Annotated in this window: 27 protein-coding genes; 16 read left to right on the top strand and 11 right to left on the bottom strand. The window is 65.6% G+C overall.

Features of this window, described 5'->3' with window-relative positions; translation table 11 throughout:
- Positions 1 to 22: 22 nt before the first annotated feature.
- Together ACFFDA_RS06005 and ACFFDA_RS06000 are read right to left on the bottom strand one after the other, a co-directional pair.
- Positions 23 to 1462, bottom strand: coding sequence for an aldehyde dehydrogenase (locus ACFFDA_RS06005; RefSeq protein WP_404476974.1), 1440 nt, complete (start codon positions 1460 to 1462; stop codon positions 23 to 25).
- Between the two features lie 22 nt (positions 1463 to 1484).
- Entirely contained in the window at positions 1485 to 2633 is a 1149-nt protein-coding gene (locus tag ACFFDA_RS06000; RefSeq protein WP_404476971.1) for a 2Fe-2S iron-sulfur cluster-binding protein, read from the bottom strand.
- Between the two features lie 75 nt (positions 2634 to 2708).
- On the opposite strand from ACFFDA_RS06000, the gene ACFFDA_RS05995 reads away from it, so the two are divergent.
- The 9 genes from ACFFDA_RS05995 (at position 2709) to ACFFDA_RS05955 (ending at position 11898) form a co-directional block, all read left to right on the top strand.
- Positions 2709 to 5303 carry a TonB-dependent receptor gene (locus tag ACFFDA_RS05995; RefSeq protein ID WP_404476968.1) on the top strand — a complete coding sequence of 865 codons (2595 nt, stop codon included), beginning with the start codon at positions 2709 to 2711 and terminating at the stop codon, positions 5301 to 5303.
- 86 nt (positions 5304 to 5389) lie between these two features.
- Positions 5390 to 6097 (top strand): hypothetical protein, encoded by a 708-nt coding sequence (locus ACFFDA_RS05990; protein WP_404476966.1) that lies wholly within the window; start codon positions 5390 to 5392, stop codon positions 6095 to 6097.
- Positions 6098 to 6099: 2 nt separating this feature from the next.
- Positions 6100 to 6699 (top strand): cytochrome c oxidase subunit 3, encoded by a 600-nt coding sequence (locus ACFFDA_RS05985; RefSeq protein ID WP_404476963.1) that lies wholly within the window; start codon positions 6100 to 6102, stop codon positions 6697 to 6699.
- Positions 6696 to 6956 (top strand): cytochrome C oxidase subunit IV family protein, encoded by a 261-nt coding sequence (locus ACFFDA_RS05980; RefSeq protein ID WP_404476960.1) that lies wholly within the window; start codon positions 6696 to 6698, stop codon positions 6954 to 6956. The genes ACFFDA_RS05985 and ACFFDA_RS05980 overlap by 4 nt, the downstream gene beginning before the upstream one ends.
- Positions 6957 to 7026: 70 nt before the next feature.
- The gene (locus tag ACFFDA_RS05975) at positions 7027 to 7257 is read left to right on the top strand and encodes a hypothetical protein (RefSeq protein WP_404476957.1); all 231 of its coding nucleotides are present in this window, start codon (positions 7027 to 7029) and stop codon (positions 7255 to 7257) included.
- Positions 7258 to 7276: 19 nt separating this feature from the next.
- The gene (locus tag ACFFDA_RS05970; RefSeq protein ID WP_404476954.1) at positions 7277 to 8383 is read left to right on the top strand and encodes an NAD(P)-dependent alcohol dehydrogenase; all 1107 of its coding nucleotides are present in this window, start codon (positions 7277 to 7279) and stop codon (positions 8381 to 8383) included.
- Between the two features lie 17 nt (positions 8384 to 8400).
- Positions 8401 to 9189 (top strand): enoyl-CoA hydratase/isomerase family protein, encoded by a 789-nt coding sequence (locus tag ACFFDA_RS05965; RefSeq protein ID WP_404476952.1) that lies wholly within the window; start codon positions 8401 to 8403, stop codon positions 9187 to 9189.
- A gap of 4 nt (positions 9190 to 9193) precedes the next feature.
- On the top strand, positions 9194 to 10753 hold the full coding sequence (locus ACFFDA_RS05960) for an AMP-binding protein (RefSeq protein ID WP_404476950.1): 1560 nt from the start codon (positions 9194 to 9196) through the stop codon (positions 10751 to 10753).
- On the top strand, positions 10750 to 11898 hold the full coding sequence (locus ACFFDA_RS05955; RefSeq protein ID WP_404476947.1) for an alkene reductase: 1149 nt from the start codon (positions 10750 to 10752) through the stop codon (positions 11896 to 11898). Before ACFFDA_RS05960 ends, ACFFDA_RS05955 begins: the two co-directional genes overlap by 4 nt.
- A 189-nt stretch (positions 11899 to 12087) precedes the next feature.
- On the opposite strand, the gene ACFFDA_RS05950 is transcribed toward ACFFDA_RS05955, so the two are convergent.
- Genes ACFFDA_RS05950 through ACFFDA_RS05910 form a run of 9 tightly spaced genes read right to left on the bottom strand, consistent with a single transcriptional unit; the run spans position 12088 to position 20291 of the window.
- A complete protein-coding gene (locus tag ACFFDA_RS05950; protein WP_404476945.1) occupies positions 12088 to 13032 on the bottom strand; it encodes an NAD(P)H-dependent flavin oxidoreductase in 945 nt (314 codons plus the stop codon).
- Positions 13025 to 13885, bottom strand: coding sequence for a MaoC/PaaZ C-terminal domain-containing protein (locus tag ACFFDA_RS05945; RefSeq protein WP_404476944.1), 861 nt, complete (start codon positions 13883 to 13885; stop codon positions 13025 to 13027). Before ACFFDA_RS05945 ends, ACFFDA_RS05950 begins: the two co-directional genes overlap by 8 nt.
- Positions 13886 to 13895: 10 nt before the next feature.
- On the bottom strand, positions 13896 to 14810 hold the full coding sequence (locus ACFFDA_RS05940; protein WP_404476941.1) for an SDR family NAD(P)-dependent oxidoreductase: 915 nt from the start codon (positions 14808 to 14810) through the stop codon (positions 13896 to 13898).
- 11 nt (positions 14811 to 14821) lie between these two features.
- A complete protein-coding gene (locus ACFFDA_RS05935; RefSeq protein WP_404476939.1) occupies positions 14822 to 16000 on the bottom strand; it encodes an acyl-CoA dehydrogenase family protein in 1179 nt (392 codons plus the stop codon).
- Positions 15997 to 16326: a hypothetical protein gene (locus ACFFDA_RS05930; RefSeq protein WP_404476937.1), complete on the bottom strand. Its 330-nt coding sequence runs from the start codon at positions 16324 to 16326 to the stop codon at positions 15997 to 15999. The genes ACFFDA_RS05935 and ACFFDA_RS05930 overlap by 4 nt, the downstream gene beginning before the upstream one ends.
- A complete protein-coding gene (locus tag ACFFDA_RS05925; RefSeq protein ID WP_404476936.1) occupies positions 16323 to 17198 on the bottom strand; it encodes an HpcH/HpaI aldolase/citrate lyase family protein in 876 nt (291 codons plus the stop codon). The genes ACFFDA_RS05930 and ACFFDA_RS05925 overlap by 4 nt, the downstream gene beginning before the upstream one ends.
- Positions 17195 to 17647 carry a MaoC family dehydratase gene (locus tag ACFFDA_RS05920; protein ID WP_404476934.1) on the bottom strand — a complete coding sequence of 151 codons (453 nt, stop codon included), beginning with the start codon at positions 17645 to 17647 and terminating at the stop codon, positions 17195 to 17197. The genes ACFFDA_RS05925 and ACFFDA_RS05920 overlap by 4 nt, the downstream gene beginning before the upstream one ends.
- A gap of 20 nt (positions 17648 to 17667) precedes the next feature.
- Positions 17668 to 18867: an acetyl-CoA acetyltransferase gene (locus ACFFDA_RS05915; RefSeq protein ID WP_404476932.1), complete on the bottom strand. Its 1200-nt coding sequence runs from the start codon at positions 18865 to 18867 to the stop codon at positions 17668 to 17670.
- Positions 18867 to 20291: a hypothetical protein gene (locus tag ACFFDA_RS05910; protein WP_404476931.1), complete on the bottom strand. Its 1425-nt coding sequence runs from the start codon at positions 20289 to 20291 to the stop codon at positions 18867 to 18869. Before ACFFDA_RS05910 ends, ACFFDA_RS05915 begins: the two co-directional genes overlap by 1 nt.
- Before the next feature lie 166 nt (positions 20292 to 20457).
- Here ACFFDA_RS05910 and ACFFDA_RS05905 point away from each other — a divergent pair, with 166 nt between their 5' ends.
- The 7 genes from ACFFDA_RS05905 (at position 20458) to ACFFDA_RS05875 (ending at position 26348) form a co-directional block, all read left to right on the top strand.
- Positions 20458 to 21348: an SDR family oxidoreductase gene (locus ACFFDA_RS05905; RefSeq protein WP_404476928.1), complete on the top strand. Its 891-nt coding sequence runs from the start codon at positions 20458 to 20460 to the stop codon at positions 21346 to 21348.
- Between the two features lie 3 nt (positions 21349 to 21351).
- The gene (locus ACFFDA_RS05900; RefSeq protein WP_404476925.1) at positions 21352 to 22515 is read left to right on the top strand and encodes an acyl-CoA dehydrogenase family protein; all 1164 of its coding nucleotides are present in this window, start codon (positions 21352 to 21354) and stop codon (positions 22513 to 22515) included.
- Positions 22516 to 22589: 74 nt separating this feature from the next.
- Positions 22590 to 23066, top strand: coding sequence for a MarR family winged helix-turn-helix transcriptional regulator (locus tag ACFFDA_RS05895; RefSeq protein ID WP_404476923.1), 477 nt, complete (start codon positions 22590 to 22592; stop codon positions 23064 to 23066).
- Positions 23067 to 23090: 24 nt separating this feature from the next.
- Entirely contained in the window at positions 23091 to 23849 is a 759-nt protein-coding gene (locus ACFFDA_RS05890) for an SDR family NAD(P)-dependent oxidoreductase (RefSeq protein WP_404476921.1), read from the top strand.
- A 7-nt stretch (positions 23850 to 23856) separates the two neighbouring features.
- Positions 23857 to 24288: a PaaI family thioesterase gene (locus tag ACFFDA_RS05885; RefSeq protein WP_404476920.1), complete on the top strand. Its 432-nt coding sequence runs from the start codon at positions 23857 to 23859 to the stop codon at positions 24286 to 24288.
- Entirely contained in the window at positions 24285 to 25079 is a 795-nt protein-coding gene (locus tag ACFFDA_RS05880; protein WP_404476918.1) for an enoyl-CoA hydratase-related protein, read from the top strand. The genes ACFFDA_RS05885 and ACFFDA_RS05880 overlap by 4 nt, the downstream gene beginning before the upstream one ends.
- 24 nt (positions 25080 to 25103) lie before the next feature.
- Positions 25104 to 26348: an acetyl-CoA hydrolase/transferase family protein gene (locus ACFFDA_RS05875; RefSeq protein ID WP_404476916.1), complete on the top strand. Its 1245-nt coding sequence runs from the start codon at positions 25104 to 25106 to the stop codon at positions 26346 to 26348.
- Positions 26349 to 26369 lie beyond the last annotated feature (21 nt).

Below are 26369 nucleotides of genomic sequence, written 5' to 3'. Positions count from 1 at the left end.
CGGCGATGTCGGTCTGGCGTAATCAGGCCATTACGTAGATCGACTTGGTGTTCTGGTAGGCCGAGATGGATTCCGGGCCGAATTCCCGACCGATGCCGCTGGCCTTGATGCCGCCGAACGGCGCGCCGAGAGACGGCATGTATCCATTGACCCCAACCGTTCCGCTGGCAACCTTGCGCGCAACCTGTGTCGCATGCTCGCCATCGGCGCTCCACACCGAACCGCCGAGCCCGAACGCACTGTCGTTGGCGATGCGGATCGCCTCTTCCTCGCCATCGTAGGGGATCACGGCAAGGACCGGGCCGAAAATCTCCTCCTGGGCGATCCTTGCCGCGTTATCGACGCCGGCGAAGATCGTCGGCTCGACGAACCAGCCTTGGTTGGTCGACTGCGGACGACCGCCACCGGCCACGAGGCGGGCTTCCTGCTTGCCGATGGCGATGTAGCTTTCGACCTTGTCGCGATGTGCTGCCGACGCCATCGGCCCCACCTGGGTGCCGGGATCGAGCGCGTCGCCCACGACCAGGCCGTTCGCGAACTCGGCCAGCGCGCCTACCACTTCGTCGTAGCGGCGACGCGGCGCCAGCACCCGCGTGGCGTTGTAGCAGGCTTGGCCGTTGTTGAGCATGCTGGCCATCGGCACGCCCTGCAGGAACGCGCCGATATCCACGTCGTCTAGCAGGATCGCGGCGGACTTGCCGCCCAGTTCCAGCGTGACCGGGCGTAGCAGTTCGCCGCAGGTCCGGGCGATCGAACGGCCCGCGCCGGTCGAGCCGGTGAAAGCCACCTTGTCGATACCGGGATGCCCGACGAGATAGGCGCCGACGTCCCGGTCCGCCGCGACCCAGTTGAGCACGCCGGCTGGCACGCCTGCTTCCAGCGCCGCTTCGGCCAACAGATAGCTGTCGAGGATCGTGCCCGGCGAAGGCTTGATGACAACGGTGCAGCCGGCCGCCATGGCCGGCGCGATCTTGTTGAGCGCCAGCGTGACGGGGAAGTTCCACGGGACGATCGCGGCGACGACGCCCAGTGCGGAGCGCTCGACCAGGGTCTCCTTGCCCATCTGCGAGGGGCGCACGTCGGGCGCCCCAAGCCCCTCGGCAAGCTGGGCGTAATACTGCACGACGCCGGCCGCGAACTGGCCTTCCAGAAGAGAGCTGAGTCCGATCGGCATGCCGTTCTGCGCACTGACCGAGCGGGCGATCTCGTCGCCCCGCGCAGCAATGGCCGCGACGAAACGCTGCATGACTTCGGCGCGGTCCGCAGGCGCGGCATCGGCCCAGCCAGACGTCTCGAAGGCCTTGCGCGCCGCCGCCACGGCCGCATCGACGTCGGCCTCCACCGCTTCAGGAACGCTGCCAAATTCCTCGCCGGTGGAAGCATTGACCAGCGTAAATCGCCTGTCGCTGGCTGGGGAAACCCACTGGTTACCGATGAAGAAGGCGTCCTTGGATATCGTCATCGTGGTCATCCTCTCTCTGGCATCATTGCGCCACACGCGTGCTGGCGTCGGTGAACTTGTCGTAATGGATGGCATCCAGCGCTACGCCTTGGGCCGTCAGCGAAGCGACCGCCGCATCGATCATCGGCGGCGGCCCGCACATATAGGCCTGGAGCCCGGGCGCTCCGCCGAGTTCCGCTATGGCGTCGGCGATTTCCTGCGTGACGAGGCCGTGGCGCACGCCCTCGACCTGCTCTTCCGAAAGCACCGGCCGGAACTGGAACCGGGCGTCCCAGCGCGCGGCGATTCCGGCGATTTCATCCAGGCAATAGAGATCGCGCTCTCCGCGCCCTCCGAACAGCAGCACGACATCGCGCCTCACGTTCCTGGCCGCCGCATCCTCGAGCAGACTCATCAGCGGGGACAACCCGCTGCCACCGCCCACCAGCAGGATCGGCCCATCGCCTGGCCTCAGCCAGAAGCCGCCGTGGGCGCCATCGACGGTGAACTCGGTGTCGGCAAACTCGCCTGCGAACAGCGAATCGGTGAACGCCCCGCCGGGCACGCGGCGAACGAAGGCGGAAACCCGAAGCGAGCCCTCGGGCGAAGGTGCATGACAGAACGAATAGGACCTGTGCCCCGGCCCTGCAGGCCACCGCACGTTCATGTACTGCCCCGCCTTGAACCGCAGCGGCGCGTCCAACTGCCAGGTGACCTTGCGAATGTCGTGCGTCAAATCCTGAATGTCGACGATGCGCCCGCCGACGGACACCGGCACGTCCTCGGCATCCGGCAGTTCGACCTCGATCCGCAGGTCGGATTCGGGAATTGCCTGGCAGGCCAGGATGTAGCCGGCCTGCAGTTCTTCACGGCTCAGCGTATAGCCGAACGGCGTGATGGCATCGACTCTGCCCGACAGCAGCCGCGACCTGCAACTGCCACAAGTTCCCACCGTGCAATCGTGCGGATAGGGCAGCCCGATTTCAAGCGCCTGTTCAAGCACCGTCTTGTTCCTGGCGACCGCAAATTTCCGCCCGGAAGGCACCAGCTCCACCTGTGGCTCGGGCTTCTTGCCGAATAGCTTCTTGAACATGGTCCTATCCCAAATCGGCCGATTCTCGATGGTCCGGCTTACAATCCACCTAACGGTGAATGCTGCGAAGCACAAACTCGTAAATCTGTTGACATTCATTTCGAGCTACATAATTTACGTATCAAGGTCACGCAAAAAACCAATGTGACCTGAAATTGGGATTGGGAGGAATGCATGAAAGCGATTCGCTGCGTTAGCGTCGTTGCCCTTGCCGCCGGACTCGCCGCGCCGGCGTGGGCACAGGAAGACCAGGTCAGCCAGGGTGGCCTGCACGAGATCATCGTCACCGCCACCAAACGCTCGGAAAACCTCCAGGACGTGCCCGTCGCGGTCTCGGCGATCTCCTCGGACACGCTGCAGGCCAAGGGGGTCTTCGAGACGTCCGACCTGAATGCCTCGATGCCCAACCTGCAGGTGTCCTCGCCTTACGGTTCGCAGCAGCCGAACTTCTCGCTGCGCGGCGTCGGCGTGGGCACGGAATTCAACGCGAATGCCGCCTCGCCCGTCGGTGTCTACGTCGACGAGGTCTATCAGGCGTTTCGGTCCAGCCACGGTCAGCAGCTCTACGACCTCGAGCAGATCGAGGTCGTGCGCGGTCCCCAGGGCACGCTATACGGCCGCAACACGACCGGCGGCGCGATCAACTTCATCACACGCAAGCCCAAGCTGTCCGGCACCAACGGCTATGCGACCGTGGGCTACGGCAACTACAACCGGGTCAACGGCGAGGCGGCGATCGAAGTCACGCCGGTGGAGGACAAGGTCGGCCTGCGCATCGCCGGAACCTATGTCGATTCAGACCCCTACATCCACAACCGCTTGGCGCCGGGGCTGAATACCTCCGCGGCTGGCGGCGCGTCGGGACTTAACCAGGTGAACGACCGCTCGCCGGGCGGAACCAAGAGCTACGGCATTCGTGGCACGCTGCGGATCAAGCCCATCGAAACGCTCGATATCACCCTGAAGGGCTATTACGCCAAGGCCGTCGGCGGTACCGAGTCGCCGTTGCCGACCGGCCAGTCGAAGACCAGCGACGTCATCGACTACACTTCGTCCAGTTTCCTGCTGGGCAGCCTGTTCTCCTCGCTTGCGCCGGCCGGCCTGCTGCCCGCGTCGTACAGCCTTTCGGCCGACGGCCTGGGCCTCAGGGAAATAGAGGCGGACACCATCGGCAAGGCCCTGACCCGTTCGGAAGGTGTCGTCCTCACCGTCAAGGCCGAACTCGGCGACTCGCTCGACCTGGTTTCGGTGAGCGGCTACGATTCCGGGCGCTACCTGCAGTCCATAACCGACTGCGACGGCACGCCGCTGCGCATGTGCTCGATCGGCTACCAGTCCAACTTCAACGCCTTCAACCAGGACCTGCGCTTCGTGGTCGATCGACAGGCGTTCAAGATGATCGTCGGCGGCTTCTACGGCCGCGATTCGATCACCGCGGACAACAAGCCGGACTTCTTCAACTTCCTGAGCGACGTGCGCGCGGCGGTCGGCCTTCCCGACACTTACTTCAACCCTGGCGGCGCGTTCAACGGCACGGCGCTTTCTTCCAGTTCGCTGCCTACCGGCATCCGTGCGACCAACCACTCGAAGCAGGAACGCACCAGTTGGGCGATCTACGGCGAGGGCAGCTACGAGATCACGCCCACCCTGAAGCTGACGGCGGGGATACGCTACACGATCGACAAGACCCGGTTCAAGGACGGCATCACCACCTACTACGACGATGCCGGCAACGCGCGCATGATAACCGTATCGGACTTCAACGATCCGGCGCTTGGGAGCACCTATTTCATCGAGCCGGTGCGCGACGAGGCAGGCAACATCGTCATCCCGTCCTATCGCGACCTCGGCGTTCCGCTGCCTGGCGGCCTCGAACGCAGCGGCAAGTCGAAGAAGTTCACCGGACGGGCGATCCTCGACTGGAAGCCGGTCGACGACGTGATGCTCTACGCCAGCTTCAGTCGCGGCTACCGGGCGGGCACCTTCAACGGCCTGGCATACGGTAGCGCCAACCAGGTCTACTTCGTGCGGCCCGAACAGGTGAACGCCTACGAGATCGGCTTCAAGACACGGTTCCTTAACAACCGGGTGCAGATCAACGGCGCGTTCTTCTACTATGACTACAAGGGCCAGCAGGGCCAGGTGGTGGACAATACCGCCACCGCCAACCTGATTGCCCTCGACGGGACGCTCAAGGGCTTCGAGGCGGACCTCCAGTTCGCCGCGACCGACAGCCTGACCCTGACCGCGTCGGTCGGTTTCCTCGACAGCAAATACAAGGGATACGACCAGGCGGCGTGCGCGGCCAAGGACCTGTCCGGGCTGTTCCCCGCGCAGGACGGCTCCTGCGTGCAGACTTCGGCCGGCAACGTGAGCGTCGGCGGCAATCCCTTCCCTTACGCAGCCAAGTCCTCGCTCAACTTCGGGTTCGACTGGGACGCGGTGGAGCTGGGAAGCGGCACCATCAAGCTTCATGGAGATGCGTCGTATACCGGGCGGTTCTATTTCGACTCGTTCAAGGACTATAGCCGCGGTGCGCTCACCAGCGTCTCGACCGGCAAGTTCGGCGAAGGCAACGGCGACTACTGGCTGCTGAACGGGCGCATCTCCTACGATACGCCGCGCTACACGATCTCGCTCTGGGGCAAGAACCTGAGCAACAAGGTCTACTACCCCTACGGCATCTCGCTCGAGAACCTGTTCGGCAACGGATACCGTGTGCGCGGCCAGCCCCGGACTTACGGCATCGAAGCCTCGATGCGCTTCTGACTGCCTGGAGCCGGGGGCGCCTGTCCCGCGCCCCCGGCTCCGACCGATCCAGACCAAACGGAAACGATGAAAAGCGGGAGAGCATCATGGAGAATCCCTACAAATACGTCCGGTTATGCGCATGGGGAGGTCCGGTCCTCCTGATCGTCACCATCATTTTCTGGGGCATTCTGGGCCGTAACATCCCGCCCTATTCCGCCGGGCTTTCGGCCGTCGAGTTCAAAGCCCAGTTCGCACCGGTGGCAGACCAGATTCGCGTCGGGATGACCGTCACGATCGCATGTTCCGTCCTGTATTTCGTGTGGGGACTGGCGATCACCAAAGTCATGGAGGCGGTCGAGCGCCACAACAACGTGCTCTCGACGATGCAGCTTTGGGGGGCCGGGTTCACCACCCTGATCTTCGTCATCCCTTGCGGCATCTGGCTGACCGCGACGTTCCGCGCCGATACCCTGGAGCCGGGCACGCTGCAGATCCTGTTCGACCTCGGCTGGATGATCTTCGATCTCGCCTACTCTCTCACCACCCTGCAGATGGTCGCGCTTGGGGTCTGCTTCCTTTCGGACAAGCGCCAGGTCCCGCTGCTCCCAGTCTGGGTCAGCTGGTTCAGCATCTGGGTCGGCGTGATGTTCGTGATCGAGGCGCTGAACCCCTTCTTCAAGACCGGCCCGTTCTCGCGCAGCGGCACCGTCAACTACTGGCTGGAGTTCTCGATCTTCTTCCTGTTCATGGCCATCATCTCGATCTACCTTTTCAAGGCGATCGACCGCCTTGATGACGAGAAGGCGAACTGACCATGCATGGCCAGTCGGTCACCGGGAAGGCTCCGGAGCGCGACGACACCCTGCCTGGCGACGAAGGCGTGTTCTTCTTCATCACCGCGGACATGGCCATGTTCGCGGTCTTCTTCCTGCTGTTCATGGTCGGCCAGGCTCAGGACCCGGAAGGGTATCGCGCCTCGCGTGCCGCGCTCGATCCGATGCTGGGCCTGGGGAACACCCTGATCCTGGTGTTCAGCGGCTGGTGGATGGTGCGTGCGGTCGAGGCCGGCCGCGCCGAAGACTGGGTCCTCGCACGCAGCCGGGTACTGGCCGCCATGCTGTTCGGCTCAGCCTTCGCCATCACCAAGGCCTATGAATATTACGCGAAGATCTCCAAGGGCATCACGCTGACCACAAGCGAGTTCTTCGGCTACTATTTCGCCTTCACCGGCATCCACTTCCTGCACTTCGCCCTGGGGATCGGCGTGCTGGCGATAACCGCCGGAAAGCTGGCGAGGCCCGAAGGCGCCAAGACCCGGATCTGGCTGGAGAGCGCAGCCGCATACTGGCACATGGTCGACCTGTTGTGGATGGTCCTGTTCCCGATGCTCTATCTCGCAGGGGGGACGGCATGACCCCACGGTTCGGCAGCACCGCCACCCTGATCGTGCTTGCGGCCTTGTCGACGGCCAGCTTCCTGCTCGTCGAGACCGAGGCGGCATCGCTTGCCGTCGGCCTCGTCGCCGTCGCGATCGCGCTCGCCAAGGCCGCGCTCATCCTCAGCCGCTTCATGCATCTCGAATGGCGTCACCGTCCCTTCGCGCAAGTGCTGGCCGCCTGGCTTGCCGCCGTCGGCCTGATCCTGGGGGCCGGTCTATACGCCCTTCCCTAACCGCCGGCCTGACGGCAGAGTTTCGACAATGACGCCGGCACCACGACAGGCCCATGATGGAGAGAATGACGTGTTCGAAGGCATCGCCCCGCGACCGGCCGTGGAAGGTCCCGCAGCCGGCGACGTGCGCGATCGGTGCAGAGCCATTCACGATGCCGTCGACGCCCTCGTGCGGGCCGTCGGAGGACAGGGTTGCCCCGAGACCCGGCACAATTTTTCGACGACGATACTCGATCACGAAGTCCGTCGCGCGCGCAAGGATCGCCAGTGGTTCGCCGCACTCGGTTTCAATGCCCACTGACAACGAGGACCACAAGGCCATGCAAACTCTCGCTGCCGTACTCCACCAGCCCGCCGGTGCCTTTTCGCTGGAAACCATCGACATCGCCGAACCGCAAGCCGGGGAAATCCGCGTCGCGGTCAAGGCCGTCGGCGTATGCCACACCGATCTCGTGATCGGCTCCGGAGCGCTCGGAAATGCGTTTCCCACCGTGCTCGGGCACGAAGGCGCCGGGATCGTCGATGCCGTGGGCGCCGGGGTCACCAGCGTGCGACCCGGCGACAAGGTGCTGCTCTCGTTCAACAGCTGCGGACATTGCCCCCGCTGCGATCACGACGATCCGGCCTATTGCCACGAATTCTTTCCCCGCAACATGCTCTGCACCCGGCCCGACGGGTCGTCGCGACTGAGCAGGGACGGCCTGGCGATTGCAGACAACTGCTTCGGCCAATCCTCGTTCGCCGCCCTGGCCATCGCCAACGAGCGCAACGTGCTCAAGCTGCCCGAGGATGCGGACCTCGCCACACTGGCGCCGCTCGGCTGCGGTATCCAGACCGGGGTGGGCGCGGTCCTGCGCTCGCTGAAGGCGCAGGCCGGCGAAACGCTGCTGGTGATCGGCGGCGGCGCGGTCGGCCTGTCGGCGGTGCTCGGTGGCGTCCTTGCCGGATGCGGGACGATCGTGCTGGTGGAACCGCAGGCCTCCCGGCGCGACATGGGGCAAAGCGTGGGCGCCACGCATGTGATCGATCCGTCCGCCGCCGGCGACATCGTGGATGCCGTGCGCGCCATCGCTCTGACCGGGGTCGACATGATCGTCGACACCAGCGGCCACATGCCTACTCTCGCTCGGACTCCGGACATGATCGCGCCGATGGGACGCATCGGACTGGTCGGTGTTCCCGGCGCCCTTGACGCAGTGCTTCCCTTACCGATGATAAAGTGGTTAACTGTTGGCGGAACGGTTCGCGGAATCGTCGAAGGTGATAGCGACATCACCGGCTTCCTGCCGGAACTGATCGCGCACCATGCGGCGGGACGGCTGCCGTTCGACCGTTTCGTCACGCGCTATCCGTTCACGCGGATCAACGAGGCGATCGCGGACACAAGCAATGGCACCTGTATCAAGCCGGTGCTGATATTCGATTGACGGAGAGTTTGTCCTCAATGACCGATCAGACCATGCGCATCGAACGCGACGGCGCCATCGCCCGTCTCGTCTTCGCCCAGGGAGAGCGCGGAAATCCCATCAACGGCGACTTTTGCGCCGCCTTTCTCGACGCCGCAAACACGATTTCGGACGACCGCTCGATCCGCGCCGTGCTGATCGTGGCGGAAGGGAAGAACTTCAGCTTCGGAGGTGACATCGCCACGTTCGTCGACGAACTCGATCGCCTGCCGGGCATGATAAGGCGCTGGACGTCGGCCCTTCATGCCGGCATCGCCCGATTCGCCCGGATGGACGCGCCGGTCGTCGTCGCCGTGCAGGGCATGTCGGCAGGCGGCATGAATGGCCTCGTCGCAGGGGCCGACTATGTCGTGACCTCCAAGACCTCGCGATACCTGGCCGCCTATACCGGCATCGCGTTCTGCGCCGACGCGGGAACGTCGGTCATGCTTTCGCGGCGCATGGGTATCGCGCGCGCCAAGCGCTTCCTGATGATGAATGAACTGCTCGACGCCGAAGCCGCGCTGGTTGCCGGCCTCGTCGACGAATTGGCCGATCCGGACGACTACCTGGCCCGCGCCGAGGCGGTGGCCCGGCAACTTGCCGATGGACCGACGAGGGCGTTCGGCGAGCTTCGCCGCCTGTTCCTGAGCGTCGAGGACCAGCCGTTGGAAACCCAACTCGAACTGGAAGCGCTGGCCCTGGCCCGCTGCGCCGGAACCGCCGACGCGCGCGAAGGCATCACCGCCTTTGCCGAAAAGCGCAAACCCGCCTTCAAGGGAGAATGACCTCATGTGGTTGTATCCTGAAATCCGCACCCTGGGCGAATTCATCGAATACCACGGTCGCCATACTCCCGACCGCCGCGCGCTGGTGTACGGGCAGCGCAGCATATCCTTCGCGCAATACGACCGGTCGGCCAACCGCATCGCCAATGCGCTGCTCGCGCACGGCATCGCGCCGGGCGACCGGGTCGGCTTCCTCGGCCTCAACTCGCCCGACTTCTACTTCGCGCTGATCGCCAGCGCGAAGACGCGCGGGACCTTCACGGTGTTCAACTGGCGCCTCGCCGCCGGGGAACTGGCGCAGTTGGTCGCCGACAGCAGAGCCGCCGTGGTGCTGGTCGAGCGATCCATGGAAACGCTCTGGAACGAAGCCGTGGCGATCGCCGGGCATGCACCGGCGACGATATGGTTCGACGAGACGGACAGCATCGAGGCCCAGTTCGCCCACTATCCCGACACCCGCCCCGACCTGCTCATCAGCGAGGAGGACATCGCCGTCCAGCTCTACACCTCCGGGACGACGGGCGTCCCCAAGGGGGTGATGCTCAGCCACGGCGGCTTCAATCGCATGCGTTTGTGCGAACATCTTGAACCAGCTTACGAGTGGGAGGACGGCGACATCTTCATTAATCCGCTGCCGAACTTCCACCTGCTGTCCATCGGCATAGCGTTCCAGTGCCTCTACAACGGGGTCGCCATTTCGGTGGTGCGGCAGTTCGATCCGGGGCTGGTCTGCGAGGCGATCCAGCGGGATCGTCCCACCCTGGTGACGGTGACCCCGACGATGCTGCAGATGCTGCTCGACCATCCGCGTGCCGCCGAAACGGATTTCACCTCGATCCGCCTGACACTCTACGCCGGATCGCCGATCTCGCTCGGGTTGATCAAGCGGGCTATCGTCCAGATGCCGGGCAAGTTCATGCAGTTCTACGGCGCCACCGAGGCCGGCGGCGCCTTCTCGATCCTGCGGCCCGAGGAGCACGACCTCGACAATGAAGCCAAGCTGCAGAGCTGCGGCCGCCCGCTTCCCCTGATCGAGTTCCGCATCGTCGATGCCCAGGGCAACGAGCAGGTCGATGGCGAGCCCGGCGAACTGCTGATACGTAGCCCCGCGATCACGGCCGGATACTGGAACCAGCCGGAAGCGACCGCCAAGGTTCTCGACCACGGCTGGTATCACACCGGCGACGTCGCCCGGCGCGATGCCGAGGGATTGTACTACATCGTCGACCGGGTGAAGGACATGATCGTCTCGGGCGGCGAGAACATCTACTGCGCCGAAGTCGAGAACGTTCTTTCGATGCTCCCCGGCGTCGCCACGGTGGCCGTCATCGGCATCCCCGATGCGCGCTGGGGCGAGGCGGTGACGGCCTGCATCATCCGCCGCCCCGACAGCGCCGTGACGGAAAGCGACGTGATCGCCCATGCGCGCCTGTCGCTGGCCGGCTACAAGGTGCCCAAGCGCGTGATCTTCATGGAAAGCTTTCCTCTCGTGCCCAGCGGCAAAGTCTCCAAGAAGGACCTGCGCGCGCCATTCTGGCAAGCCCATGGAAGGAGCGTGGCATGACTGTCTGCCAGACGATGGAAGGCGCGGATCACGGTGCCAACCTGCATCCAGCCTTGTTCTCTCCGGTTCGCATCGGCACCCTGGACCTGCCGAACCGCGTGGTGATGGCACCCTTGACACGGGCCCGCGCCGGAACGGACCAGGTACCAACCACCATGATGGCGCATTACTACGCGCAGCGGGCCGATTGCGGACTCATCATATCGGAAGCCACGGCAGTCGACCGGCTCGGCATGGGCTGGTACGGCGCCCCGGGCCTATGGGACGAGGCGATGGTGGCCGGATGGCGCGTCGTCACCGACGCCGTCCATTCCGCCGGTGGCCGGATCTTCGCCCAACTGTGGCACATGGGACGTCTTGTCCTTCCGGAATATCTCGATGGAGAACTGCCGATCGGCCCTTCCCCGATAGCGGGCGAAGGGGAGACGATGGCGCCGCCCGAACCAGGCTACGGCGGCGGCTTCCTGCCGATGAAGCCTTATGTCGTGCCGCGCGAGATGAACCAGGCAGACATCGACCGGGTGATCGCCAGCTATTCCGCGGCGGCCCGCAATGCGGTCGCGGCCGGCTTTGACGGGGTCGAGATCCATGGTGCGAACGGCTACATCATCGACCAGTTCCTCCAGTCCAAGACCAACCGGCGCAGTGACGGGTACGGCGGCAGCGTTGCCCACCGAACCCGGTTGCTGCGGGAGATCGTCGAGGCGGTGGCAACGCAGATCGATCGGGGCCGCATCGGTTTGCGGATCAGCCCCACCAGCGAACGAAAAGGCATGGGCGACGAAGACCCCGGGCTCCTTGCCGAAGCAATCGGCCGGATCGCCAGCGATTTCGACATCGCTTACGTCCATCTGATCGAACCGATCGCTTCGGGATTCATGGAACGGCCCGAGTACCCGGTGATGGCCCGGTTACGCGGCGCCTATGCCGGCGCGGTGATCCAGAACGGCAGCTTCGATGCGACGATGGCGGACGCATTCATCGCAGGCGGGCAGGCGGACGCGGTTTCGTTCGGGCGGCCCTACATCGCCAATCCCGACTTGGTCCGGCGCATGCGCCAGGGACTGCCGCTGGCCAGCGCGAATTTCGACTTCGCCTATGTTGGCGGCGAAAGGGGCTACACGGATTATCCTCTCGCGGATTGACCAATGCTGCGTGGACAAATTCCGGTGCCTGCCGAAGAGCGGTTACGCACCGTTTTGGCCGAGCAAACCTCCCCCCTTCTCTGAAGAGGGGCCTACGAAAGCCAGCCACCCACAGGGTAGCTCGTCGTGTGGGCCGGTGGTGCTTCCGCTGCAAGCGGACAGCCTCCACCGGCTAGACGACATCGATCCTCACCCGTGAGCGGCGGCCAATCGCCGACGGGCATCGGCGTATTCGCCGACCAGCCGATCGATCCATTCGCCCGCCGGCCCCGCCGCCTTGACCGCGCCGATGCCTTGCCCGGCGCTCCAGATCTCCTTCCACGCCTTGGCATTGTCGCCGCCGCCGTCGATGTTGATGCTCTTGCCCGCCGCGCGCACGAGGTTATCGGGGTCGAGGCCGTTCTCGACGATCGACGGGCGCAGGAACGTCGCCTTTACGCCGGTGAAGGAATCACTGACGAGGATGTCGTCGGCGGCGCAGTCCACGATCATCTGCTTGAAACCGGCCTGTGTGTTGGCCTCCTCCGATGCAAGGAACGCCGAGCCGACATAGGCGAGGTCCGCCCCCATCGCCTCGGCCGCCAGGACCGAACGGCCGTTGGCAATGCAGCCCGACAGGATGAGCAGGCCGTCCCACCACTCGCGGATTTCCTGCACCAGGGCGAACGGCGAAATGTTGCCGGTATGCCCGCCCGCCCCGGCGCCAACGGCAATGATGCCGTCCACGCCCATCTCCGCGGCTTTCTGCGCGTGCCGGTTGCGCACGACGTCCTGGAACACCAGCGCGCCGTTTTCCTGCAAGCGCTTCACAAGGTCGGGGTTGGCGGCAAGCGCGAGCACCACGATCGGCACCTTGTGGCGCAGCACCACCTCGAGGTCAGCCTCCAGCCGCGAGTTCGAGGCATGGGCGACGAGGTTGATGGCGAATGGCGCATTGCCCACTTCGGCCTTGATCCGCGCGATATCCGCATCCAGGGCCTCGGTCGTTCGCGGGTTGAGCGCGGGCATGGAGCCGATGATGCCGGCCTTGCATTGCGCGATGACAAGCTCCGCCGTCGAAGCGATGAACATCGGCCCTGCCATCACGGGAATGCGCAGGCCAGCCTTGAGTGTGGCGATCTCTTCCCTATTCATCGTCTTGTCGTTTCCATCTGATGGTGCCGTCGTCGAGAACTTTGCGATCACCGACCAGCGCGCGGAAGCGCGCTGCGGCATCGCCGTCCCGCCATATCTCAAAAGTGATATCATCGCCGGGAAGCACGACCCCGGAGAACCTGCAGGCAAGCGCCGCAACGGCCCCGGGATCGCGACCGAGCGCGCGAGAGACCGCCAGGCCGGCCACGGCATAGCTGGCCAGACCGTGCAGGATCGGACGCGGGAAACCCGCCCTGGCCGCGAAGGCCGGATCAAGGTGGAGCGGATTCCAGTCGCCGGACAGCCGGTAGATCAGCGCAGCGCGAGCGGAGATCGGGTGACGCTTGATCGCGTCCGGTTCTCGCGCCGGCTCGAACCTGGCCTCGCGGGGCGCATCCGGGCCACCGAAACCGCCGTCGCCGCGCAGCAGCAGGGTTTGGCGCAAGCGGCAATGGACCGCATCGGTATCCGCATTGCTGAGCTCGCGTTCAAGAACCAGCACGGCGCCGCGCCCTTCACCACGGTCTGTCAGCGATATGACGCGGGCCGTGCCCTTGACGACCGCGTGGGGCGGCAGCGGTTCGATAAACTCGGCAGCTTGCGCGGAATGGACGAGCTTGGCGAAATCGACCCCGAAACCCGGTTCGCGAATCCACATGCCGGGCGAACAGAGGGTGACGCCATAGGTAGGCAGCACGAGCAGCGACCGCTCGTCGAGAAACCGCAGGTCGTCCGCATCGCATGGATCGTTGCCCAGGCCCACGCCGAGCGCGTAGAGGATCGCATCGCGCTCGGCATAATGCTGCGTGCGGACGCCGAAGTCGTGGTTGAGGAGGGCCTGGGGATCGATCACGTCCGCGCCCTCACACCGGGTCCCAGGTGAAGACGTCGCCCGAGCGGTGCAGCGGGTAGAAGTCGTTGGCGAACTGCGGGAACACGCGCTCGCTGATCGTCTCGGGGGTCCAGCCCTCCGCCGTATGGGCGGTGCGGATCGGGCGCGACTGCGAGAAGAGGTATATCTCGTTGTTGCGCACGCCGAAGACCTGTCCCGTCACGTCCTTGCCGGCATCGCTGCACAGCGCCGCGCAGAACGGGCCGATCTTGTCGGCGTCCAGCTTCTTGAGGCCCTCGACGCGCTTTTGCTGTTCGGGCGTGTCGGTGGGGATCGAGCTGACCATGCGCGTCCATGCCCAGGGCGCCACCGCGTTGGAGCGCACGCCAAAGCGCTGCATGTCGATGGCGATGCACTTCGACAGGCCGACGATGCCGAGCTTGGCCGCCGCGTAGTTGGCCTGCCCGAAATTGCCGACCAGCCCGGTAGAGGACGTCATGTGGACGAAGGCGCCCGAACCCTGCTCCTTGAAGAAGGGCGCGGCGGCACGGCTGGTGTGGAAGCTGCCCATCAGGTGCACGTCGATCACCGCACGGAAATCGTCCGGCGTCATCTTGTGGAAGATGACGTCGCGCAGGTTTCCGGCGTTGTTCACTACCGCGTCGATGCGGCCGAAGCTATCGATCGCGGCCTGGACCATTGCCTGCCCGCCGTCCCATTCGGCCACGCTGTCGTGGTTGGCGACCGCCTGGCCGCCGATAGCGCGGATTTCCTCCACGACTTGCTGGGCGGGTGACGTGCCCTCCTCGCCTTCGCCCGTCAGCGCCACGCCCAGGTCGTTGACGACGACCGCCGCCCCCGCCTTCGCCATGGCCAGCGCAATCCCGCGCCCGACGCCGCGTCCCGCCCCGGTGACCAGCGCGACCTTGCCTTCCATCATGCCCATCTGCGGTATCCTCAGTAGCTCTTGGGAAGGTCGAGGACCTTCTCGGCGATGAAGCTCATGATGAGCTGCTCGGTGATCGGCGCGAGGCGCGTCAGCGCCGCTTCGCGGTACAGCCTCTCGACGTGGTATTCCTTGGCATAGCCGAAACCGCCATGCGTCGCGACGGACTGCCACGCCGCGTCATGACAGGCCCGCGCCGCGAGGAACTTGGCCGAGTTCGCCTCGGCGCCGCAAGGCAGGCCGCTGTCGTAGAGGCGCGCCGCCTTCTCGACCATCAGCCAGGCGCTCTGCAGGTACATCCACTTTTCCGCGAGCGGGTGCTGGATACCCTGGTTCATGCCGATCGGCCGGTCGAACACGATGCGCTCCTTGGCATAGTTGACGCCCCTGCGCAGCGCGTCGGAGCCAATGCCAGTCGCCGCGGCCGCGATCAGGATGCGCTCGGGGTTCAGCGAGTGCAGGATATAGCCGAAGCCCTTGCCTTCCTCGCCGATGCGGTCCTCGTCGGGGATGAACAGGTCCTCGATGAAGATCGCGTTCGAATCCACCGCCTTGCGGCCCATCTTGGGGATCAGGTGGACGTCGATCTTGGTGCGATCGAGATCGGTGTAGAAGATGGTGATGCCGTCGGTCGGCTTGGTCACGTCCTCGAACTTGGTCGTGCGGGTGAGCAGCATGATCTTGTTCGCGACCTGCGCGGTCGAGGTCCAGACCTTCTGGCCGTTGACGCGGTAGCCGCCGGGCACCTTCTCCGCGAACGTCTTGATGCGCGTGGTGTTGAGGCCGGCATCGGGCTCGGTAAAGCCGAAGCACACCTGGTCCTCGCCGGACACCAGGCGCGGCACCCAGCGGGCCTTCTGCTCCTCGGTGCCCTTGACCACGATGGGATGCGGCCCGAACAGGTTGATGTGGATCGTCGAGGACGCCGCGAAGCCGCCGCCGCAGGAGGCCACCTCGCGGATCATCGTCATCGCCTCGGTGACGCCGAGGCCCGAACCGCCGTATTCTTCGGGCATGGTGATGCCCAGCCAGCCGCTTTCGGCCATGGCGCGGTGGAATTCGCGCGGGAACTTGCCGTCGTCGTCGCGGGCGAGCCAGTATTCGTCGTCGAAAGGCTTGCACACCGCGCGCACGCCGTCGCGGATGACTTCGAGATCTTCCTCGGTCGGAAGCGGACGGGATGCATTCATGACGGATACCTCGGTGAAGAAGACTGGATACGGCGCCACAGGTCCGGACCTCGCCAGAGAAGCCAGGCGGCATTGACCATGTTGCCGGTGCAGCAGGTGACGATAAAGAGCATGACGACGAGCGCCAGGTTGCGTTCGTAGGCGTAGATCAGCAGGGAAAAGAGCAGGAAGCCGCTATACGCGTCGGCCCAGACATACTGCCCCCAGACCACCGACCAGACGTGCAGTTGGTCCTGGATCAAGTCCCCCGTGACGAAGCAGTAGAGAAGGAACGCGGTCAGGCCGAACAGTATCGCCAGGCAGGCCCCGCGGGCAAATCCGCTCATACCCCTTCTCCGGCTGCGGCCAGCGTCTTGTGCGCGGCCTTGAGGTGGGGGATGTCGAACATCCTGCCGTCGATGCCGATCGTGCCGAGGTCCGGATTGGCGGCGAAGGCATCGACGATCCGCCGCGCCTGCGCCACTTCCTCCTCGGACGGGCTGAAGCAGCGGTTGATGGCGTCGACCTGGTCGGGATGGATCGCGATCCGGCCGAGAAAACCGTCGCGCCGGGCCTTGCGGCAGTCCGCCTCCAGCCCTTGGGCATCCCGGAAGTCGGCGTAGAGCGTATCGATCGGAAACACCCCCGCAGAGGCCGCGGCAAAGAGGCATTGCGCGCGCGCGACCTGGTAGGGGAAAGTCCAGGAGCCGTCAGGCTCCTTGTTTTCCGTCGCGCCGATGGCGGCACCAAGATCCTCCGCCCCCCACGTCAGACCGACGAGGCGCGGATGCGCAGGGGTATAGGAGTGCAAGTTGAACATCGCGAGCGGTGTCTCGGTGGACACCACGGCAATCTTCACCGATCCCGGCGCCATGCCTGCCGCGGCCTCCAGTCGATCGAGTTTACGCGCGATTTCGGCGATATCGTGGGCGCCATTGGCTTTGGGCACCAGCAGCCCGGCAAGACCGAGGCGCACCACGGCGGCAAGGTCGTCGTCCAACAAACCGCTGTCGAGCGGGTTGGGCCGCACGAAAAGGGCCGCGCCCACCTCGCCCGCGCGGTCGAGCCACCCGGCGACGATGCCGCGCGCTTGCGGCTTGATCGACGGCGCCACGGAATCCTCGAGGTCGAGGATCAGTACGTCCGCTGCCGTCTGCGACGCACGCGCGAACTTCTTCTCGCTGTCGCCCGGCACGAAAAGGAGCGAGCGAAGCCTCATGCGGGCTTCTTCAGCATCAGCGCATTGCGCTTGGTCCGGCAAATGACCTCGTCGTTCTGGTTGAAGCCGACGTGCTCGAACGTGACGATCCCCTGCGAAGGGCGCGACTTGCTCTCGCGCTTTTGGAGGATATGCGTTTCCGATCGGATGGTGTCGCCGGCGAAGACGGGCTTGGGAAAGACGGTGTCGGTCATCCCCAGGTTGGCGACCGTCGTTCCCAGGGTGGTGTCCTGGATCGACAGACCGATGACGAGCCCGAGCGTAAAGATCGAGTTCATCAGCGGCCTGCCGAACTCGGTCCTGGACGCATAGTCATGATCGACGTGGATCTGCGCGGGATTGAACGTCAGCGACGAGAACATCATGTTCTCGTATTCGAGCACCGTCTTTCGGATTTCGTGCCGGATCACCTGCCCGACTTCGAACTCCTCGAACCAGAGACCTGCCATAGTATCTTCCTTAATTCTTGTCAGTTCAGGCGGCCGAGTATCGCCACTGCCGCGACACTGTTGAACGGCGCGCCGCCGAGGTTGTGCGTCAGGCCGAAATCGACCTTGCCGCGTTGCCGCTGGCCCGCCCGGCCCTGAAGCTGGTTGTAGACCTCGTAGGCCATGCGCAGGCCCGAGGCCCCGACCGGGTGGCCGAAGCACTTGAGGCCGCCGTCGAGCTGGCACGGGATCGCCCCGTCGCTGTCGTAGCGTCCGTCGAGGATGTCGGACGGCGCGCGGCCTTCGTCCGAAAGGCCGAGGTCCTCCATGATGACCAGTTCGGTGATCGAGAAGCAGTCATGCACCTCGGTCATGTCGATGCTCTGCTTCGGGTCGTGGATGCCCGCCTCGGCATAGGCCTTGCCGGCCGCGACGCGGGTGTTGGGAACGTGCGCGCCGTCCCATTCGCCGAACTGCATCTCCCAGCCGTTGCTGGCGCTGAGCTGGATCGCCTTGATCGTCACCGGGTTCGCCTTGCCGAGGCCGCGCGCGATATCCGGCGTGGTGACGATGGCGCATGCGGCGCCGTCGGAGACGCCGCAGCAGTCGAACAGGCCAAGCGGATCGGCGATCATCGGCGCGTTCAGGATCTTGTCCATCTCCACCGCCTTGCGCATGTGCGCCTTGGGGCTGTGGACGCCGTTCTGGTGGCTCTTCCACGAAACATGCGCCATCGCCCGCTTGAGGTCGCCTGCGTCGATCCCGTGGCGCGCCGCATAGGCGCCTGCAAGCTGCGCGAAGGTGCCGGGCGCCGAGCCATAGGGCATCCACAGATCGTTCTGCACGCCCTTGGTCTTGAGCGGCAACCCGCCGTAGCCGGTGTCCTTGAGCTTCTCGACGCCGATGGCCAGCGCAATGTCGACCGCGCCCGAGGCCACCGCGTAGGCGGCGCCGCGCAGCGCCTCGGTGCCGGTAGCGCACATGTTCTCCACCCGCGTAACCGGCACCCTCTGGAGGCGCAGGGCATGGGCGGCAGGCAGCGCCGAATTGCCGACGTTGATGTCGTCGAGCGCGTTACCGACCCAGGCCGCCTCGATCTGTTCGCGCGCGATGCCGGCGTCGGCCAGCGCCTCGCCGAAGGCCTCGACCATCAGGCCGTCGGCGCCCAGGTCCCAGCGCTCGCCGAAGCGGCTGCAGCCCATGCCGACGATGGCGACCTTGTCCCTGAAACCACTCGCCATCAGGCGTCTCCCAATGCCGGGCGCGCAAGCGGCGCCGCTTTCCAGAAATAGGTGCGCGTGCCGAGGTCACGGTGCTGCGCCTTTATGCGCAGGCGCATGCGGACCGGATCTCCGACCGCGAAGCCCTGCTCCGGCCGGTCGACCATCTCCATCAGCACCCGCGCGCCGTTGTCGAACTGTACGAGGCCGAAGTCGAACGGAGGGTCGGGCGTGAAATTGAGGCGATCCGCGGTGATCGAGACGATCCTGGCCTCGAGATCGGCGAGCCGCACGTCCTCCAGCATCTCGGGCGCGGAAAGCGCCGGGTTGATCGGGTAGGCGCTCTTGGGGAACTGGACGTTGCCCAGGCTGTCGCGCCCGCCGATGAAGCCGATGACGTCGCGACCGACGCGTTCAAGCACGGTCGCCTGCGCCTTCTGCTGGAACTCCGCACGCATCCCCCAGTCGAGCGCGATGGCGCCCGCGAGGTTGAGGAAGCGGGTGGGCGAGGTAAGGCGGAAGCCCTCCGCCAGCGCCGGTGCGAAAGCATCGGTGCCCGCGACCGTGCCGGTGACTTCCAGCACCAGCGCATCGGCGCCGCTGCCGAAGCCCAGCACCAGCACGAAATCGCCTGGCCTGGCGGCCGCCAGCGCAAGGCCGAGGCCGAACAGCGGCAGTGCCGTACCGAGGTCGCCGGCACGATCGGAAACCGATTGACAATGATTGGTCGCCGCGGACTTCAGCACCCTCGCCGCCGCTGCCCAGGTGCCGGCGACGGGCTCGGCGATCGCGACATGTGCGAGTTGCACCGGTTCGATACCGGCGGCGGCGCAGGCCTGCCGGATCGTCGGGACGACGATCTCCGCCACCGCCACGTCGCGCACGAAGCGCTCCTCGTAGGCGTAGGGCGTCGGGTGGTCCTGCGAGGCGTAGCGGTCGACGAGATCGTGCGTGAGGCTGGCGTGGCCGACGAGGCGCGCCGCCCCGCCCTCGCCCACGCGCACGGCCGCGGCACCATCGCCATAGCCGAGCTGCGCGGCGCTTCCCGCCTGGGTGAGCCGCTTTTCGGAGGCGACGACGATCTCGTCGCGGCCACCGAGCAATGCTTCGAGCAGGGCGCTGGTGCCGGCTCGGCGCGAATTGGCAAGGTCGGCGGTGCGCACAGTGCGCGGCAGGGCAAGAGCGTCGAGGGCGATCGCGCTCTGTGCGCGATCGGTGTAGAAGGCCGAGGTCGAAGCCACCCGCAGCGCGTCCGGCACGGTCCCGGTAAGGCCGCGCGCGGCTTCCACCGCCATCGTCAGGCTGTCCTCGTCCCAGCCGGCGAGCGCGCGAAAACCGGCGCGGGCCATGCCGAGACCACTCCAGGAATATTCGCGGGCCATCGCCTTGCGGTCGACCCGCAGCGCGGGCAAGTACGCACCCATCGCGGTTATACCGATCTGCACCCTGTCCTCCGAAAACTCTTTTTACCCGACCCGCCGCATCGTTCGTGGCAGGTTGTCGTCGCAGCCTTCTTGACAGCGTCGAATCATTTTGTAAACAGGTTCACAATTACTGGCAAGGGCGATTTGGCGACCCATCTGGGAAGCGTCGGGGCCGAGGGAGCAGGACTTGGATATCTTTAGACAGGACGCACTGGCCGGCAAGGCCATTCTGGTGACCGGGGGCGGCAGCGGACTTGGCCGCGAGATCGCCCGCAGCCTCAGCGCACGCGGCGCCGTGGTGCACATCTGCGGCCGCCGCCAGGCACTGCTGGACGAGACGGCAGCGGCCATCGCCGAGGCGACGGGCGGCGTGGTACATGCCCATGCCTGCGACATCCGCGACGCCGATGCGGTCGACGCGATGATCGAGGCGATCTGGCAGATCGGGCCTCTCTCGGGCCTGTTCAACAACGCCGCCGCCAATTTCATCGCCCCCACCAAGGATCTGAGCGCACGCGGCTTCCGCGCCGTCACTTCGACGGTGATCGACGGCACGTTCTATACGACCCTGTCGTGCGGCAAGCGCTGGATCAGGGACGGCATCGCCGGCGCCGTGGTCTCCAACCTGACGACCTGGGTGTGGACCGGCTCGGCCTTCGTGGTGCCTTCCGCCATGGGCAAGACCGCGATCGATGCGATGACCAAGTCGCTCGCGGTCGAGTGGGGCCCTTACGGCATCCGCCTCAACGCGGTCGCCCCCGGCCCCTTCCCCACCGAAGGCGCCTGGGAAAAGCTCAATCCGATCCCCGACACGCAAAGCTCGGCCACCAATTGCGAGACGGTGCCGCTGCGCCGCTTCGGCGACATGCCCGAACTGTGCAACCTGATTACCTTCCTGCTCTCGGACGGGTGCAATTACCTGACCGGGCAGACCATCGCGATCGACGGCGCCCAGCACCTCGCCGGTCCCGGCACGTTCGCCGACCTCACCAACCTCACGCCCGAACAGTGGGATGCGGCCCGCGCCGCCATCGCCGGCTCGGTCGCCAAGGAAAAAGCCCAGCGAGGGAACAGCTAAGCCATGATCGAGCGCTCCCTATTCCAACCCGAGCATGAAATGTGGCGGGATACCGTCCGCAAGTTCATCGACAAGGAGATCGTCCCCTTCCACGAACAGTGGGAGAAGGACGGCATCGTCCCCCGCGAGGTCTGGCTCAAGGCCGGCGAGGCAGGGATGCTGTGCTGCACGGTGCCGGAAGAATACGGCGGCATCGGCGCCGACTACCTCTACGACGTGATCGTCTTCGAGGAGCTGTGGCGCGCGGGCACCAGCGGACCGGGCTTCCTGATCCACACTGACCTCGTCGCCTCCTACATCCTCGCCTTCGGGACCGAGGAACAGAAGAAGCAGTGGCTGCCCAAGATGGTCACCGGCGAGGCGATCGGCTCGCTGGGCATGACCGAGCCGCACGCCGGTAGCGACCTCAAGGCGATCCGCACCCGCGCCGAGCGAGACGGCGACGAGTTCGTCATCAACGGGCAGAAGGTGTTCATCTCGAACGGCCAGATGTGCGACGTGATCGTGCTGGCCACCAAGACCGACAGCGCGGCGGGCGCCAAGGGCACATCGCTGTTCCTCGTCGATGCCAGCCTGCCCGGCTTCAACCGGGGCCAGAACCTCGAAAAGCTGGGAATGAAGGCGCAGGACACCTCCGAGCTGTTCTTCGACAACCTGCGCGTTCCCGCCAGCTCCATGCTGGGCGAGGAAGGCAAGGGCTTCGCGCTGATGATGACCAAGCTGTCGCAGGAGCGCCTCGCGCAGGCGATCCGTTCGGCCACCGTCACCGAAACCGTGATCGAGTGGACGGTGGACTACACCGCCGAGCGCAAGGCCTTCGGCAAGACCATCGGCGATTTCCAGAACACCCAGTTCGTGCTGGCGGACCTCAAGGCGCGTGCGGTGATGGCCCGCGTTTTCACCGACAAGTGCATCGAGCTGTTCATGAAGGGCGAACTCGATCCGGTCGACGCCGCAATGGCCAAGATGACCACTTCGGAACTGCACTGCGAGGCGGTCGACAAGTGCCTGCAACTGTTCGGCGGCTGGGGCTACATGTGGGAATATCCGATCTGCCGCGCTTACGCCGATGCCCGCATCGTCAAGATCGCCGGCGGCTCGATCGAGATCATGAAGACGATCATCGCGCGGGAGATGTTCAAGGGCAAGCTCACGCGCAAAGACTAATGGAAACACGCTTACCTCTTGATGCGCGCGCGATTGCGGATAGTGCGGAAGGTTCAACTTCCGGAGTTTCCAGCGTGCCCAAGAATTTGGATTCCAATCTACGTTTCGGGTTCCTGATCCACGACGTGTCGCGCATGCGCCGCATCGTCGTGGACCGGGCGCTCAAGCCGCTCGGCATCACCCGATCGCAGTGGTGGGTGCTGGCGTTCCTCTCGCGCCGCGACGGAATGACCCAGACCGCCCTCGCCGCCGATCTCGACCTGACCAAGGTGGCGATCGGCGGGCTGGTCGATCGCATGGAGACCGGCGGTTTCGTCGAACGCCGCGCGGATGAGCGCGACGCCCGCGCTCGCCGGATCTACCTGACCAAGGCCGGCCAGAAGCTGGTCGCCGCGATCAGGGAAGCGGTCGATGCGGTGGAAGCCGACATCATGAGCGTGGTCGAGGACGAAGAACTCGAAATCGCGAGCGCGGTGCTCTTGCGAGTCAAGACAAGGCTTATCGAACTCATCGGCAGCGATGCCGAAGGAGCCGGCGACATCGAATTGTAGCCGGTCAACAATCAGGAGGTTGCATTGAAAGGTTTGGAAGGCAAAGTCGCCATCGTCACCGGCGGCGGACAGGGCATCGGCCGGGCGCTGGTCCTCAGGCTCGCGCAGGAAGGCTGCAAGGTCGCGATCTTCGACCTGAGCCCCGAAGCGGGCGAGGAGACCGCGAAGCTCGCCGGCGACGCGGTGGTCAAGACCTGGCAAGTCGACGTCAGCGACTTCGATGCCGTCCAGGCTGCCGTCGAGGCCGTGGAGAGCGATCTCGGCCCGGTCTGGGCCCTGGTCAACAACGCCGGCTGGGACAAGCCGATGCCGTTCCTGACCACCACGCCCGAGTTCTGGGAAAAGGTCATCGCGATCAACCTCAAGGGCAACCTCAACACCCACTTCGCGGTCGCGGGGCTCATGGCCAAGCGCGGCGGCGGACGGATCATCAACATCGCATCGGACGCGGCGCGCGTGGGCACCAGCAACGAGGCGGTCTATTCGGCCTGCAAGGGCGGCCTGATCAGCTTCACCAAGTCGATCGCGCGCGAACTGGCCCGCAAGGGCGTGCTCGCCAACTGCGTCTGCCCGGGGCCGACCAACACCCCGATGATGGCCAGCGTCGTGGGCGAAGGCCCCGATGCCGAGAAGTGGAAGGACGCGATGCTGCGCGGCATCCCGCTCAAGCGCATGGGCGAGCCCGAGGACTACGCCGGTCTCGTCGCGCTGCTGGCGTCGGACGATGGCGCCTTCATCACCGGCCAGGCCATCTCCGTCTCCGGCGGCATGAACATGGTCTGACAAGGCCATGGACAGCCAGGAGAATACGCCCCCGCCCATTCCCGGCGACTGGGTGAAGGGCATCGTCACGCGGACCGGCCCGTGGACGGTCGGCGACCTGTGGGTCGACTGGGACGCCAAGCGCTATTGCCTCAAGGTCACCGACGCGCATTGCAATGCCGTCGGTGGCATGCACGGCGGCGCGATGGCGACGTTCCTCGACGGGCAGGTCTTCGTCTACCAGGACCCGCAGGCGTCGGATTCGCATACGCCGACGATATCGCTCCACGTCGATTACCTGGCGCCGCCGGTCGCCGGGGACTGGCTCGTCGCCGAGGTGGTGCTGGTCAAGACCACCCGCACGATGCTGTTTTCCCAGGCCATCGCCAGTGTGGGCGACAGGGCAATGGCCCGCTCCCACGCGATCTACAAGAACAATGCAGGAAAGGATTTCCGATGATCGACGCATCCCAGTTCGAGCATGTGATCTACGAAGTGAAGGGCCGCGCGGCCTGGATCACGATCAACCGCCCCAAGCTGTACAACGCCTTCAACGCCCAGACGATCGAGGAACTGATCGCCGCCTTCAAGCTGGCCGCCGACGATCGCGGCGTCAGCTCGGTGGTGCTCACCGGCGCCGGTGACAAGGCCTTCTGCACCGGGGGCGACCAGTCGGCCCACGAGGGACAGTACGACGGACGCGGTATCGTCGGCTTGCCGATCGACGAGTTGCAGTCGATCATCCGCGACATTCCCAAGCCCGTGATCGCACGCATCAACGGCTTCGCGATCGGCGGCGGCAACGTCTTCGCGACGCTGTGCGACCTGTCGATCATGTCGGACACCGCGAAGCTCGGCCAGGTCGGGCCCAAGGTCGGCTCGGTCGACGCCGGCTGGGGCACTGCGCTGCTCGCCCGCCACGTCGGCGACAAGAAGGCGCGCGAAATCTGGTTCCTCAACCTGCAGTACACCGGCGCCGAAGCGCTGGAGATGGGCCTGGTCAACAAGGTCGTGCCGCACGCCGAACTCGACGCTGCAGTGACCGAATGGACCGACATCCTCGCCCAGCGCTCGCCCACGGCGCTCGCGCTCGCCAAGCGCAGCTTCAATGCCGACAGCGACAACATCCGCGGCATCTCGATGCTCGCACTCAATGCGGTGAAGCTGTTCTACGATACCGACGAGTCCAAGGAAGGCGTGCGGGCCTTCACCGAAAAGCGCGCGCCCGACTTCCACAAGTACGTGAAGTGAGGTGAGGCGAGACGGGTCCGGCTCATGGCGCCTCGCCGCATAGATACAGACGCACTGGCCTCTGTCCTGCCTCCGGGCGGACTGACGCTGGTGTCCTCGTGCAGCGCGGAGTCGGACCTGCTCGCCGCAATGGTCGCCGGCGCCGGCGAGGCGCTGGGGGACATGTGCTTTTCCGGCATATTCGTGCCGGGGCTCAATCGGCCGACCTGGCGGGCGGGGCCGGACAGCCGGGTACTGACTTTCTTCCAGACACCCGAACTGCGCGCCGAACCGCAGCGCGTCGATTTCCGGCCGCTGTGCTACGGGCAGATTTCGGCGCTCTATGCCGCCGAGCCTCCTCGCGCGGTGTTGTTCATGTGCTCGCCGCCGGACGAGGACGGGATGTGCTCGTTCGGGCCGGAAACCGCCTTCATCCCCGATTTCTGGCGCTCCGCTACGGTGCGCGTGGCCCATATCAATCCGGCGATGCCCCGCACCCGGGGCGATCCGGGTATTCCCTTTGCGGAACTGACCGCCTTCGTGGAGGGCGAACAGGTGGTCAAGGGCACGCCCGAAAGCGCGGCCGATCCCGTGGCGCAGGCCATAGCCCGCCACGCCGCGCCGTTCATCGGCGACGGCGCCACGCTCCAGACCGGGCTTGGCAAAGTGCCAGACGCGGTGCTCGATGCCCTCCACGACCGACGTGACTTGCGCCTGCACACCGGCCTCGTCGGGGATGCCGGGCTGCGGCTGGTACGCTCGGGCGCGATGGCGCCGGGGCCGAGCGCGCTGGTCGGGGTCGCGATCGGGTCGCCCGCGCTCTACGCCGGGCTTGACGATCCGCACTTCCAGTTCCGCCCGGTGTCGGTGACCCACGACTTGCGGCTTGCGGGCAGTGCCGGGCATCTCGTCACCGTCAACAGCGCCCTCGAAGTAGACCTGTTCGGACAGGTCTATTCCGAGATCGGCCCCAAGGGCGCGATGTCGGGCCCCGGCGGCGCGAGCGATTTCGCCGCGGCCGCCCGCCTCTCGCCGCGCGGGTTGCGGCTCGTCTGCCTGCCCGCCGATGCAGCCAAGGGTGCGCTCAGCCGCGTGATCGACCCCGCCGAGGCACGCGGACCCGCTTCGCTTGCTCGCCTCGATACCGATGTAGTCGTCACCGAACACGGCGCGGCGGACTTGCGCGGTAAGGGTCACGATGCCCGCGCCCAGGCGCTTATAGCCATAGCCGCGCCACCGTTTCGCGACATGCTCGCCGACAGATGGCGCAGGATTTCGGACGGGCTCTGACCGCCCGTCCCAAAAGAAGAG

This window comes from Novosphingobium sp. BL-52-GroH, assembly GCF_044813085.1.
Lineage (GTDB): Bacteria > Pseudomonadota > Alphaproteobacteria > Sphingomonadales > Sphingomonadaceae > Novosphingobium.
The sequence above is the reverse complement of the archived record's forward strand: the minus strand, read 5'-3'. Positions and strand labels throughout refer to the sequence as shown.